This window comes from Bradyrhizobium sp. WSM3983, assembly GCF_000473045.1.
Classification (GTDB): domain Bacteria; phylum Pseudomonadota; class Alphaproteobacteria; order Rhizobiales; family Xanthobacteraceae; genus Bradyrhizobium.
In genome coordinates, this window is the sequence record NZ_AXAY01000001.1 from 237,136 (window position 1) to 250,058 (window position 12,923).

Annotated in this window: 14 protein-coding genes; 8 read left to right on the plus strand and 6 right to left on the minus strand. The window is 63.6% G+C overall.

The window, feature by feature from the left end:
- Nucleotides 1-76: 76 nt before the first annotated feature.
- The 4 genes from cyoD to YUA_RS0101100 are packed head-to-tail and all read right to left on the minus strand — an operon-like array spanning nt 77 to nt 3,927.
- A complete protein-coding gene (cyoD, locus tag YUA_RS0101085; protein ID WP_027528973.1) occupies nt 77-466 on the minus strand; it encodes a cytochrome o ubiquinol oxidase subunit IV in 390 nt (129 codons plus the stop codon).
- Complete coding sequence (locus tag YUA_RS0101090) at nt 463-1,104, minus strand: cytochrome (ubi)quinol oxidase subunit III (RefSeq protein WP_027528974.1); 642 nt, start codon at nt 1,102-1,104, stop codon at nt 463-465. Before YUA_RS0101090 ends, cyoD begins: the two co-directional genes overlap by 4 nt.
- Nucleotides 1,104-3,104 carry a cytochrome o ubiquinol oxidase subunit I gene (gene cyoB, locus YUA_RS0101095; RefSeq protein WP_027528975.1) on the minus strand — a complete coding sequence of 667 codons (2,001 nt, stop codon included), beginning with the start codon at nt 3,102-3,104 and terminating at the stop codon, nt 1,104-1,106. The genes YUA_RS0101090 and cyoB overlap by 1 nt, the downstream gene beginning before the upstream one ends.
- Nucleotides 3,094-3,927: a ubiquinol oxidase subunit II gene (locus YUA_RS0101100; protein WP_027528976.1), complete on the minus strand. Its 834-nt coding sequence runs from the start codon at nt 3,925-3,927 to the stop codon at nt 3,094-3,096. Before YUA_RS0101100 ends, cyoB begins: the two co-directional genes overlap by 11 nt.
- A gap of 283 nt (nt 3,928-4,210) precedes the next feature.
- On the opposite strand from YUA_RS0101100, the gene YUA_RS0101105 reads away from it, so the two are divergent.
- Nucleotides 4,211-5,011, plus strand: a complete 801-nt coding sequence (locus YUA_RS0101105) for an SDR family NAD(P)-dependent oxidoreductase (RefSeq protein ID WP_027528977.1) — start codon at nt 4,211-4,213, stop codon at nt 5,009-5,011.
- A gap of 36 nt (nt 5,012-5,047) precedes the next feature.
- Here YUA_RS0101105 and YUA_RS0101110 read toward each other — a convergent pair whose 3' ends face one another.
- Nucleotides 5,048-6,352, minus strand: a complete 1,305-nt coding sequence (locus YUA_RS0101110) for a sorbosone dehydrogenase family protein (RefSeq protein ID WP_198029367.1) — start codon at nt 6,350-6,352, stop codon at nt 5,048-5,050.
- 206 nt (nt 6,353-6,558) lie between these two features.
- On the opposite strand from YUA_RS0101110, the gene YUA_RS0101115 reads away from it, so the two are divergent.
- The 6 genes from YUA_RS0101115 to YUA_RS0101135 all read left to right on the plus strand — a co-directional run bounded on the left by YUA_RS0101115 (nt 6,559) and on the right by YUA_RS0101135 (nt 10,970).
- The gene (locus tag YUA_RS0101115) at nt 6,559-7,752 is read left to right on the plus strand and encodes a urate hydroxylase PuuD (RefSeq protein ID WP_027528979.1); all 1,194 of its coding nucleotides are present in this window, start codon (nt 6,559-6,561) and stop codon (nt 7,750-7,752) included.
- Nucleotides 7,753-7,898: 146 nt separating this feature from the next.
- Nucleotides 7,899-8,756, plus strand: a complete 858-nt coding sequence (locus YUA_RS0101120; protein ID WP_027528980.1) for a VOC family protein — start codon at nt 7,899-7,901, stop codon at nt 8,754-8,756.
- Nucleotides 8,757-8,914: 158 nt separating this feature from the next.
- The gene (locus YUA_RS0101125; RefSeq protein ID WP_027528981.1) at nt 8,915-9,394 is read left to right on the plus strand and encodes an NUDIX domain-containing protein; all 480 of its coding nucleotides are present in this window, start codon (nt 8,915-8,917) and stop codon (nt 9,392-9,394) included.
- 257 nt (nt 9,395-9,651) lie between these two features.
- A complete protein-coding gene (locus tag YUA_RS0101130; protein ID WP_027528982.1) occupies nt 9,652-10,248 on the plus strand; it encodes a hypothetical protein in 597 nt (198 codons plus the stop codon).
- Entirely contained in the window at nt 10,245-10,607 is a 363-nt protein-coding gene (locus tag YUA_RS47615) for an HGGxSTG domain-containing protein (protein WP_245285082.1), read from the plus strand. Before YUA_RS0101130 ends, YUA_RS47615 begins: the two co-directional genes overlap by 4 nt.
- A 9-nt stretch (nt 10,608-10,616) precedes the next feature.
- Nucleotides 10,617-10,970 (plus strand): response regulator, encoded by a 354-nt coding sequence (locus YUA_RS0101135; protein ID WP_027528983.1) that lies wholly within the window; start codon nt 10,617-10,619, stop codon nt 10,968-10,970.
- A 120-nt stretch (nt 10,971-11,090) separates the two neighbouring features.
- Here the strand turns inward: YUA_RS0101135 and YUA_RS49725 are convergent, their stop codons facing one another.
- Nucleotides 11,091-11,228: a hypothetical protein gene (locus tag YUA_RS49725; RefSeq protein ID WP_156947029.1), complete on the minus strand. Its 138-nt coding sequence runs from the start codon at nt 11,226-11,228 to the stop codon at nt 11,091-11,093.
- A 168-nt stretch (nt 11,229-11,396) separates the two neighbouring features.
- Between YUA_RS49725 and YUA_RS0101145 the strand changes: the two genes are divergently transcribed.
- Nucleotides 11,397-12,911: a CYTH and CHAD domain-containing protein gene (locus YUA_RS0101145; RefSeq protein WP_027528984.1), complete on the plus strand. Its 1,515-nt coding sequence runs from the start codon at nt 11,397-11,399 to the stop codon at nt 12,909-12,911.
- Nucleotides 12,912-12,923 lie beyond the last annotated feature (12 nt).

Genomic DNA, 12,923 nt, shown 5'->3' on the forward strand with positions numbered 1-12,923 from the left:
TTGTCGAACCGGTCCGTGCTCTCGCCGCTTGTCACAGGCTAGAGAGACGACATTCCGGATCGCCGCGGCTTAAATTTCAGCGCCGCATCTGCATAATCTGATCCATCGGCGGCATGTTCTGGTTGAGATGCCCCATGATCCAGACCGTGCCACCGACCACCAGGAAGACAACCAGCAGGCCGAAGGCCAGCGCCAGCACATTGTTGGTGTTGTCAGGCCCCGTGGTGATGTGCAGGAAGAACACCAGGTGCACACCCATCTGCGCGATCGCGAGCACGATCAGCGCAACGGGGATCGAAGGCTGCCAGACCAGATCAGTGCCGGCGATGAAGAACGAGGTCGCGGTGAGCAGCAACGCGAGGACGAGACCGACGACATAGCCGACGATACGCTCGCCCACGCTGTGTTGTTCTTCATCGCCAGGGGCGATGTCGTGCTCGACATGCATGTGGGTCTGATCGCTCATACGCCACTCCCAAGCAAATACACGACGGAAAAGACGCCGACCCAGATGATGTCGAGCGCGTGCCAGAACAGCGCAAAGCACATCATCCGGCGCAGGACGTCGGCGCGAAAGCCTTTTGCGAAGACCTGGGCCATCATGGTGAGCAGCCAGAGCACGCCGGCCGAGACATGCAGGCCATGACATCCGACCAGCGAGAAGAACGCGGTCAGGAAGGCGCTCCGCGAAGGGCCATAGCCGCGGGCGACGAGATCGGCGAATTCCTTGAACTCGATGGCCAGGAAGATCAGCCCGAGTACGCAGGTCACGGCCATGCCGAGATAGAACCAGAACCGGTTGCGCACGTCGGCTGCAATGCTCGCCATGCCGCAGGTAAAACTCGAGAGCAGCAGGCAGACGGTCTCGATCGCGACGTTCCGCTGCTCAAAAATCTCCGAGCCCTTGGGGCCGTCGGCGGTCTGGCTGACCAGCACCGCATAGGCCGCAAAGAAGCAGGAGAACATCACGATGTCGGAGAGCAGGAACACCCAGAATCCGTAGGCGGTCACAGTGCGCTTCGGCGCCGGCCCGGGATGCTCGACGACAAAGCCGATGTGATGGGGATCGGCATGCGCGTGGCCAACGGTCGCGGTCATCGCCATCAGATCGCTCCCGCCAGGCTGACGAGGCTGCGCCGCTCCTCGAGATTGACGCGGTCGATCGCGGCGACCTCCGCGGCGGGAATGACGTATTCGTCATGGTCGCGCCAGGCAAAGACGACGAAGGTCGCGAACGCGCCGATACCGCCCAAAATCACCATCCACCAGATATGCCAGATCAGCGCAAATCCCATGATGGTGGCGAAGAACGCGCAGACGAAGCCGGTCGGCGAGTTCCTGGGCATCTCGATGTCTTGATACTCAGGCACTTCGTGTTCGAGCAGTTGCTGCTTGGCATGGGTCTTCATATCCCAATAGGCATCCTCGCCGCGCACATCGGGATTGAAGGCGAAATTGAACACCGGCGGCGGCGACGACGTCGCCCATTCCAGCGAGCGGCCGTCCCAGGGATCGCCGGTACGATCCCGCAAGGCCTCACGATTGCGGATGCTGACCACGAGCTGCATGATCTGGCAGATGACGCCGATCGACAGCACGGCCATGCCGACAGCCGCCACGATCATCCAGGGCCGCCACGCCGCGACATTATAGTGCTGCAAGCGCCGCGTCATGCCAAGCATGCCGGCGACATAGAGCGGCACGAAGGTGACGTAGAAGCCTGTGAAGGTAAACCAGAACGCCAGCTTCCCCCAGCGCTCGTCGAGGCGGAAACCGAACGCCTTGGGAAACCAGTACTCGAAGCCGGCAAAGGCGCCGAACAGCACACCGCCGATGATGACGTTGTGGAAGTGCGCCACCAGGAACATGCTGTTATGGAGTATGAAATCGGCCGGCGGCACCGCGACCAGCACGCCGGTCAGGCCGCCGATGATGAAGGTGACCATGAAGCCGACCGCCCACAGCATCGGCGTCGCAAAGCGGATGCGCCCGCCATACATCGTGAACAGCCAGTTGTAGATCTTCACGCCTGTCGGCACCGCGATGATCATGCTGGCGATGCCGAAGATGGCATTGACATCAGGGCCCGCCCCCATCGTGAAGAAATGGTGCAGCCAGACCATGAAGGAGATGACGCAGATCGCCATGGTCGCGAGCACCATCGAGCGATAGCCGAACAGCGCCTTGCCGGAGAAGGTCGACACCACTTCGGAGAAGATTCCGAAGGCCGGCAGCACCAGGATATAGACCTCCGGATGCCCCCAGGCCCAGATCAGATTCATGAACATCATGACGTTGCCGCCGGCTTCATTGGTGAAGAAGTGGAAGCCGAGGTAACGGTCGAGCAGCAGCATCGCCAGCGTCGCGGTGAGGATCGGAAACGCCGCGACGATCAGAAGGCTGGAGGCCAGCGTGGTCCAGCAGAACATCGGCATGCGCAGATAGTTCATGCCCTTGGTGCGCAGCTTCAGCACGGTCGTGACGAGATTGATGCCGGCGACGAGCGTGCCGACCCCGGAGATCTGCAGCGACCAGGCGTAATAGTCGACGCCGACGCCGGGCGAATAGGACAGCCCCGACAGCGGCGGAAAGGCGAGCCAGCCGGTGCGCGCGAATTCGCCGATCACGAGCGACAGATTGACCAGCAGCGCGCCTGTCGCAGTCAGCCAGAAGCCGACCGAATTCAGCGTCGGGAAAGCCACGTCGCGCACGCCGAGCTGGAGCGGCACGACCAGATTCATCAGCCCGATCACGAACGGCATCGCCACGAAGAAGATCATGATGGTGCCGTGCGCCGAGAAAATCTGGTTGTAATGTTCCGGCGGAAGATAACCCTGCGACTGATAGGCGATCGCCTGCTGGATGCGCATCATGATGGCGTCGCTGCCGCCGCGCAGCAGCATCACCGAGGCGAGCAGGATGTACATGGCACCGATGCGCTTGTGATCGACGCTGGTGATCCACTCGTGCCAGAGATAAGGCAGATGTCCCTTCACCACGACCCAAGTGAGCACGGCGAGTATGCCGACCAGCACGATCGCTCCGGCGATGAGCGGGATGGGCTGATCGAACGGGATGGCCGACCAGTCGAGCTTACCGAGCATCGTGGCCTCCACTATGGGGACGGCCGGCATCGGAGATCAACTCCGGCCCCGGTCCTGGCGGAATGTGCTGGGTCGCGATCAGGTCGAACAGGCGCGGGTCTTCGAGCCGGTAGGTCGGCCTGCCCGTCTCGATACCCTGCTGCATCAGCTTCTTGTAGCTGTCCTCGTTCAGCACCGCGTCGGTCTTCGCCGTGGTCGCCACCCAATCCGGAAAGGCGAGCGGCGAGATCACGTTGACGTCGAACATCATGTCGGGAAAGCCGTCGCCGGAGAAATGCGCCGACATCCCCTTGAGCTTACCCTCATTGTCGGCGCGCAAGTTCAGCCGCGTCACCATGCCGTTCATGGTGTAGATCATGCTGCCGAGTTGCGGGATGAAGAACGTGTTCATCACGCTTGACGATGTCAGCTGGAAATTCAGCTCGGCACCGGCCGGCACCGTCAGCGTGTTGACGGTGGCGACGCGCTGGTCCGGATAGATGAAGAGCCACTTCCAGTCGAGCGAGACGGCCTGAATCCTCACAGGGCTGCCGGTGCCCGGAACAGGTGCTGCGGGATCGAGCTGGTGCGAGCCGATCCAGGCGACACCGCCGAGCAGGATCACTGTCAGCGCGGGGATCGCCCACACCACCATCTCGACGCGACCGGAATAGACGAAATCGGGCTGAAAGCGGGCCTTCGGATTGGACGCACGAAACCAGAACGCAAAAGCCAGGATCGCGAAAATGGTCGGCACCACGATCGCGAGCATGATGAAGACGGAATCGACCAGGATGGTGCTGTTGGCGGTAGCCACCGGCCCTTGTGGATCGAGCAGATTCATCGGCAAGCCACTGGCGATTGGAAAACCCCGAGGGCAAGCCTAACGCGAAAGTGCCCCTGCCACAAACGCAGTTGCGTGAAGTCGGTTCCGCAACAAGCTTGCTCGCGCCCGGGCCGCACCGCGCGGCGGCATGCAATTCCATGCGATGTCAATGACATCCGCGCGGGACAGCCGGCCTTCTCACCTCTGCGCTCCATTGCTAGTTTGCACGAAAATATCGGGATGAGACGACATGCACGGCCCTGAGGACGGTGCCGGCCTCGCCGGTAAGGAGTGAACTGACATGCGCTTGAAGGACAAGGTTGCGATCGTCGTCGGCGCCGGGCAGAGCCCCGGCGAAGGCATGGGCAATGGCCGCGCCACCGCGCTGACCTTCGCGCGTGAGGGCGCGAAGGTGCTGTGCGTCGATCATCATCTGGAATCGGCGCAGGAGACCGTCGACCTGATCGCGGCGAAGCAAGGCATCGCCGCAGCCTTCAAGGCCGACGTGACCAAGTCTGCCGACATCAAGGCGATGGTCGCCGACGCCAAATCGCGCTGGGGCCGCATCGACGTCCTGCACAACAATGTCGGCGTGAGTCTCTCCGGCGGCGATGCCGAGCTGCTTCAGATCACCGAGGAGGCGTTCGACCGCGTCGTCGCCATCAATTTGAAGAGCTGCATTCTGGCGGCGAAGGAAGTGATCCCGATCATGCGCGCGCAGGAGAGCGGCGCCATCATCAACATCTCCTCGATGGCAGCGATCACCGCCTATCCTTACGTCGCCTACAAGGCGACGAAGTCGGCGATGATCGCCTTCACCGAGCAACTCGCCTACCAGAACGCCGAATACGGCATCCGCGCCAACGTCATCCTGCCCGGCCTGATGAACACGCCGATGGCCGTCGACACCCGCGCCCGCGAATGGCACAAGACCCGCGCCGAGATCGAAGCCGAGCGCGACAGCAAAGTGCCGCTGCGCAAGAAGATGGGCACGGGATGGGACGTCGCCAACGCCGCGCTGTTTTTGGCCTCGGACGAGGCGAATTTTATCACCGGCGTAACGCTGCCGGTGGACGGCGGCGCGAGCGTGCGGCGGGGGTAAGGCCTCTCTCTCCGCAAGCGGGGACAGGGAAAGCCATCAGTGCGTCACCCGCCAGATCGTGCCGCCCGTGTCCTCCGAGATCAGCAGCGATCCATCCTTCGCCACCGCGATTCCGACCGGCCGTCCCCACACCTGGCTGTCGTTGACGACAAAGCCCGTGACGAAATCCTCGTACTCCCCGGTCGGCTTGCCGTCCTTCATCTTGATGCGGATCACCTTGTAGCCGGTGCGCTTCGAGCGGTTCCAGGAGCCGTGCTCGGCGGCGAAGGCGTCGCCCTGGTATTCGGATGGAAACTGCGTGCCCTGGTAGAAGGTCATGCCGAGCGAGGCCGAATGCGGCTGCACCAGCACATCAGGGATCGTCACCTTGTCCTTGAGGTCCGGCCGCGCGCCGGCATGGCGCGGATCTTCGTTGTTGCCGATATAAAACCACGGCCAGCCATAGAAGGCGCCCTCCTTCACGCTGGTGACATAGTCGGGCACGAGATCGTCGCCGAGACCGTCGCGCTCATTGGTCGAGCACCAGGGCAGGCCGGTCTGCGGCTGGATCGCGAGACCGACACAGTTGCGGATGCCGGTGGCGTAGAGCTTGCGGTCCTTGCCTTCGGGGTCGAAGGAGAGCACCGCCGCGCGCTCGGCCTCATAGCCCCAGGACGCGCCGACGGCTTGCGTGCGCGACCAGGCCTCGAGCCCGCCGGGCGGGCTCCCCATGCCCTCGGCGACATTGCTGGCGGAGCCAACCGACACCAGCATGCGCTTGCCGTCAGGCGTGAACACGATGTCGCGGGTAGAATGCCCCGACCTTTGCGCCAGGTCCGCCACCACGATTTCGGCCTTGCCCGACGCCTTCAGGTCGCCGGCGTGATAGGGAAAGCGGACGACGTTGCCGGCATTGGCGACATAAACCCATTGCGGATTCTCACCGCTCGGGAAGAAGGCAATGCCGAAAGGACGGGCGAGCCCGCTGGCAAACACCTCGTTGGTCGCAAGCTTGGCGCCGCCCTCGCCAAGACGCAGCACGCGAATGCGCCCGGGCCCGGTCTCGGCAACGAAAATGTCGCCATTCGGTGCGACCCGCAGCACGCGTGGATCGGACAGGCCGTCAGCCAAAAGCTCGATCTTGAATCCGTCCGGCACGAGCGGCGTCGCGCTACCGCGCGCCGTCACGCGCGTGGGGTTGGCGACCGACCGCGAGGCGCCCGGCTGCGGCAGATCCTGCGGGCGGATCAGCCTGACGGTGCCGGGCTTGTCGGCCTGCCAGCTGCCATAGGCATCCTTGCCTTGCAGCACGGACTCGGCTTCCGCGCCGGCGCAGGCAACCAATAGCCAAGCGGGCACCATCATGTGCGAAACACGAATTGTCACGTCGCCTTCCTCCCGCACTTTTTCTGCCAAATCCCACGTCAGCTCATGCCCGCACGATGTGCATTTGGTGTGACCCACCCTACTGGAAAATGGCGCGGATCGGTGCGACAGATTGTAAGGGCACGGCCGCCGGTTGCGGTCATCAAAGCTGCGGCATCGACGTCGCGATTGATGGGGTGATCATGTGGGGATCGATCGTATCGGAATGGGCGAGCCTGCTGCTGCGCTGGCTGCACGTGGTGGCCGCGATCGCCTGGATCGGCAGCTCCTTCTATTTCATCGCCCTCGACCTCAGCCTCAAGACCAAGAGCGATCTGCCGGAAGGCGTGCTAGGTGAGGCCTGGCAGGTCCATGGCGGTGGCTTCTACCGGATCATGAAATATCTGGTGGCGCCGACCCAGATGCCCGACGAGCTCACCTGGTTCAAATGGGAGGCCTACACCACCTGGCTGTCCGGCTTCGCGCTGATGGTGGTGGTGTACTATCTCGACGCGGATCTGTTCCTGGTCGACAAGTCGATCCTCGACCTCACGCCATTCCAGGCCGGGTTGTTCAGCTTCTGTAGTCTTGCGCTGGCCTGGCTGCTTTACGAGGCCGCGTGTCGCACCGGGCTCGCGCAGCGCGAGATGCCCTTTGCCATCGGCGGCTATCTGTTCCTGGTCGCGCTGACCTACGCCTTCACCCACGTGCTGAGCGGGCGCGGCGCCTTCAACCAGATCGCGGCGATCATCGGCACCATCATGGTCGCCAACGTCTTTGCGGTGATCATTCCGAACCAGAAGAAGATCGTCGCCAGCCTGATCGCGGGTCGGGCGCCCGACCCGAAGCTCGGCAAGACCAGCAAGGCGCGCTCGGTCCACAACAACTATCTGACCCTGCCGGTCGTCGTGCTGATGATCAGCAACCACTATCCCCTGCTCTACGCCACGCGCTTCAACTGGATCATCGTCGCAATCGTGCTGGCGCTGGGGCCGGTGATCCGCCACTTCTTCAACGAGCGTCATGCCGGACGCAAATCGCCGTGGTGGGTGTGGGGCGTCGCAGCATCGGGTGCGATCGCCACCCTCTTCCTGTCCGCGGCCGGCCCGCGCGAGGTCAAGACGGGCGCGCTGTCAGCGCAGCCGACACTCGCCAATGTCGAGGAGATCGTGATGTCCCGCTGCAGCATGTGCCACGCGGCCGAACCGGTGTGGGCCGGCATCGTGACCGCGCCGAAGGGCATTTTGCTCGACGCGCCCGAGCACATCCACCGCAACATCCGCCTGATCGGGCGCGTAGCCGCATGGTCCAATGCGATGCCGCCGGGCAACATCACCGAGATGACCAGCGAGGAGCGCGCCATCCTTGCCGCCTATATCAGCGACCAGGATCGCTGACGCCATAACGCGTCGATGCCGCATTTCGCGGAATGAAATTCCGCTTCTCCCGCCGATTTGAAAATGACTTGCGCCTCCATCCGGCGTAGACAGGGACAGCGGCCGGTCGCGCCGTTCAAAGCCAGTTTTCATTCAGGGAAATTACAGTGGCCCTCAAGAACGTCATCGGTATCGACCACGCCGTGGTCATGGTGCAGGACCTCGACAAGGCCGCCGAAAACTACAGGCAGCTCGGCTTTACCCTCTCGCCGCGCGGCACTCACAGCGCGCATATGGGCACCGGCAACTACACCATCATGTTCGATCCTGACTACATGGAGCTGCTCGGCGTGCTCGCTGCGACCGAGCACAATGCGCCGGCCCGCGCCTTCCTCGACAAGCGCGGCGAAGGCATCGAGCGCATCGCCTTCACCGCGGTCGATGCCGCGGCCGGCGCCGAGGAGATCCGCGCGCGTGGCCTCACGCCGATCGGTCCGACCGATTTCGAACGGCCGGTCACGTTGCCGAACGGCACGGTCTCGGCCGCCAAATTCCGTACCTTCATGTGGCCGACCGCAGAAGCCCCCGGCGGCGTGCGCATCTTCGCCTGCCAGCACAAGACCCGCGAGACGGTGTGGATTCCCGAGCTGATGAGGCACGCCAATGCGGCGAAGCGGATCAGCCAAGTGCTGATCGCAACGCCCGAGCCTGCCAGGGAAGCAGCCCATCTGGCGAAGCTGATCGATCGCGAACAGAAGGCGGAGGCCGACGGCGCGGTGACGGTGACCTCCGGCGGCGACCGCGCCGATTTCGTCTATCTGACGCTCGACCAGCTCCGCAAGCGCTATCCCGGCGTACCGCTCGCAGGCCTCTCCGAGCGCGGCGGCGCGGCGTTGGTACTCGTCAGCGGCGATCTCGCGGCGACCGAGAAGGCCCTCGGCTCGGCAGGTGTCCGCAGCGGTTCTGCGATCGTCGTGCCCCCGGCCAAAGCCAACGGCACCCTGCTCGCCTTCATTCCCGGCTGATTTGAACCAATTCTTTAACGCGTGTTTACCCGGGCGGCTCTAGGATTCCGCGCACTCCAAGCCGCCCGGGACCACGCGCATGTTCAAGAGGGATCGCCGATCGCATACGACGCGCCGGCCGAACTGAAGAAGTGTCGCCGCCTGCACGGAACCTTGCGATGCCATCCAGAAGTGCCGGAATCCTTGCCTATCGAAAACGCCACACATGCGAGGTTCTCCTCGTCCATCCCGGAGGACCTTTCTGGCGCAACAGGGATCTCGGCGCGTGGTCGATTCCGAAGGGCGAATATCCCGACGACGAGGACGCAGAGCTGGCCGCACGACGGGAGTTTGCCGAGGAGCTCGGACTTGAATTGGTGGTCCCGCTGATCGCGCTCGGTCAGGTCAAGCAGCGCGGCGGCAAGATCGTCACCGCGTTCGCGGCCGAGCTCGATATCGAGGCAACCAGCATCCGCAGCAACACCTTCGAGATCGAATGGCCGCCGCGCAGCGGCAAGCGGCAACGGTTCCCGGAGGTCGACCGCGCCGAATGGTTCACACTCGAGCAGGCGGACGAGAAGATCAACGAAGGTCAGCGCCCGCTGCTGGCGCGGCTCGCTCTCCAAATAAAAGCGCGAAAACAACCCCATGCACAGTAGCCGCCCCCGTCAGAACAAGAACCTGCGCGGATACGAATTACGTAATCCCGAAAATTCCTTTTGACACGTCGGGCAAAACAGGAGCATGATGGCATCATCGCGACAATCGCCACTGTCCCCCGATCATGGGCGCCTTGACCTGGCTGCGCGAAACTCCTCATCGATATCTGAAAAATCTCAACCGCCGCGGTAGCAGACGCGCGATCGGCTTCGCTCGCGGCGAGCCCTCGTGCCTGCGCCGGCAAAGGACACCTCGCATGACGACACTCCCGACACATAGCGAAACGATGCCCATCGCAGCGAGCGATTGCGCTCCAATCATCGCAACCCCCAAAGTAAAGCTCCGCCGCAGGCGCATCGTGATCGACTATCCCGATCCGCGCACCGGGGAGAAGCTGCTGGCCGAGGCGCTCGGCGCCGTCGACCGCGAGGCGCTGCACGGCCTGTTGAGCCAGCTCGTCAAGGCTAGCGCGGTTGCACGCAAGCCGGACCAGGGCAATCTCGCTTTCATGGTCTCGATGCTGAAGAGCATCGCACCGAAGGATTCGCTCGAGGCCATGCTGGCAGCGCAGATGGTGGGCATTCACGTCGCATCGATGCGCTGCGCCTGCCGCCTCGCATGCACGGACGACGTGCCGCAGCAGGAAAGCCTCACGCGCGCGCTGACCCGGCTGTCGCGCACCTTCGCAGCCGAGATGGAGGCCTTGAACCGTCATCGCAGCAATGGCGCGTGCGCGATCACGGTGCAGAATTTGTCAGTGCAGGATGGCGGCAAGGCCGTCGTCGGCCATTTCACACAGCACGCGAACCTGATCGCTGCGCAGCCGGATCTGACGGACGCCGTCATCGCATGAGCCACGCCCGCAACACCGGCCCGATGCAGGCGAGCCCACGCTGCGGAGCCCGGACACGCAACGGTGAAACCTGCCGCGCGCCGGCGCTGCGCCAGAAGACGCGGTGCCGGATGCACGGCGGCACGGCGGGATCGGGAGCCCCATTTGGGAACGGCAATGCCGTCAAGCACGGCTTCTTCACCAGCGAGGCCATTGAGGAACGGAAGTTTGTTCGTACCGTGCTGACCGAGGCTGAAAATCTTCTGCGCAAACTGCCGGCGGGGTCGCCGACAATCTGCAACCCCGACGAGAGCGGAACACGGCGCACCGTACCGGGAACAGATTCACCTCCTCCACACTTAACGAATGATAGCAAGTGAGGTGCAACCATGGGCCAATCAAAGCCGATCCGGCCGATCGCAATCGTCGTCGAGGATGACGACATTCAGCGCGAGATGCTGGCGATACTGCTCGAGGACAACAACTTCGACGTGCTCCAGTGCGAGGACGCGGAGACCGCCGCTCTGGCGGTGAAGGCACGGCACCCGTCCCTGATCGTCACCGACATCAGTTTGGTCGGGAAGATGAATGGCGTCGATCTCGCTCACTTTGCCCAACAGCAGAACGCCGATGTGCGGATCATCGTCATTTCAGGGCGTCCGCTGCCCCGGCCTCTGCCGCCCGGGGCAAAATTCTTCACCAAGCCGATCTACCCGACGGCGCTGCTCGCCGAGGCGGCATAATCGCGCGACACGCAGGATGAGCTGAGCTCTTCGCGGAAAACTCATCGTCGCCGAAAGGCACCGATGGGTTTGCTTGACGCATCCTCCGGGATGGGCCGCTCACTCTGTCACGCCACCTGCTCAGTCCGACGCCGTCCTCGCCGAAACATCCTGGCTTGTCCGCGCGCCTTCGCCGGTGTCGAGGCGATAAAGCGCGGCCGCACCGCCGGCGAGGACAAGCACGATGACGGAGATCGCGATGATGTTCGTTGTGCTCACGGGGGCCTCCTCTGATCGAGATCTCGTTCTCAATCGACCGCGGACGAGCCGAGTTCCGTGAAATTTCCATGATGTCGGCACCGCCGCGAACGTCCGGATCGGAAATGCCAGCTGCGCACGGAACTTCCCGCGATCGCATCACTTCTAAACGACAACGGGAGTCCTCGGATGAACGCAGAAACGGAACTCAAATTCCGGCTTTCGCCGCGCAAATTGTCATCCGTCGTGCCCAACGGCACTTCGCGCGGAAGGCGGCGCGACACATCCCGGCAGACGCTTGTGTCGACCTATTTCGACACGCGTAAGCACAAGCTCGAACGACATGGCCTGACGCTTCGGGTCCGCGAGGTCGAGGGCCGCTTTGTGCAAACCGTGAAGGCGGGCGGCTCCGGCAGCGTGACGCGCGGCGAATGGGAAAGCGAGGTCGCCGGCGCGAGGCCTGATCTCGCAAAAGCGAAGAATTCACCGCTCGATGAGCTCGCCTCCAAAAGACTTGCGCGCAAGCTGAAACCGGTTTTTCGGACCGACGTGCATCGCACGGCCCAGGCAAGACGGGTCCGAAACAGCCGGATCGAGCTCGCGGTCGACCACGGCCGGATTGAAGTTGGGCGCCGCACGCGACCCGTTTCCGAGCTGGAGCTGGAATTGAAGTCCGGACAGGTCGCGGATTTGTTCCGTCTGGCGCGGACTCTCGAACGCACCACGGACGCCGAACTCGACCTGCGCTCGAAGGCCGATCGAGGCTTCCAGCTTGCGGCAGGAACCGGCGGAGGCGCGGAGCGTGCCGAGCCAATCGCCCTGAACCATGCACTGTCTCCTCGCAAGGCATTTTCCGTCATCGCGCATTCGACGCTGCGGCAGATCACGGCGAACGCCGATCCGGTGCGCGCGATGGATTCCGAGGGGGTCCACCAGATGCGTGTCGGCTTGCGGCGGTTGCGGGCCGCCATCTCCCTGTTCAAGGATGTGCTGCCGCGCGCGAGCACCGCGCGGATCAAGTCCGAGCTCAAATGGCTTACGAACGAGCTGGCGCCGGCGCGCGAGACCGACGTGTTTCTGAAGGAGAGCATCGAGCCGGTTGCCGGCCAGGGCGTTCCGAAACGGGGCGTCCGCGCGATCCGCAGGAAGTTCGCCAGGCAGAGAGCGGTGGCCTTTGAGCGCGCCCGCAACGCGGCGGCATCGGCCCGGTACCGCCGCATGTTGATCGACGTGATGGAGTGGATCGAAGCCGGACGCCCTCGCGCGGGCGATGACCGATCGATCGGCGCCTATGCGGCCGAGGTGCTTGATCGGCGGATCAGGAAGGCGCGGAAGCAGGGCAAGCAATTGAGCGATCTCGACCCGCGACAGCGCCACAAGCTGCGCATCCGGATCAAGAAAATCCGCTACGCCGTCGATTTCTTCGAGAGCCTCTATCGCGATCGCGATCAGAACAGGCTGGCTTCTCTCTCGGATGGCCTGAAGCGGATCCAATCCGCGCTGGGATCGCTCAACGACTTCATGGCGCATCGCGAGCTGGCGACGGAGGCGGCCCTGGCAGCGCCGCCGGCGAACCGGCGCGCGCAGGCCTTTACGGCAGGCTTCATCGTCGGCCAGGAACGCGAGGCGGCTCGTGGCCTGATGAAGGATGCCGCAAAGGAGCTGCATCGATTGCACCGGCTGCGCATCGCGCCGGGCAGATGACCTCGGAGAACC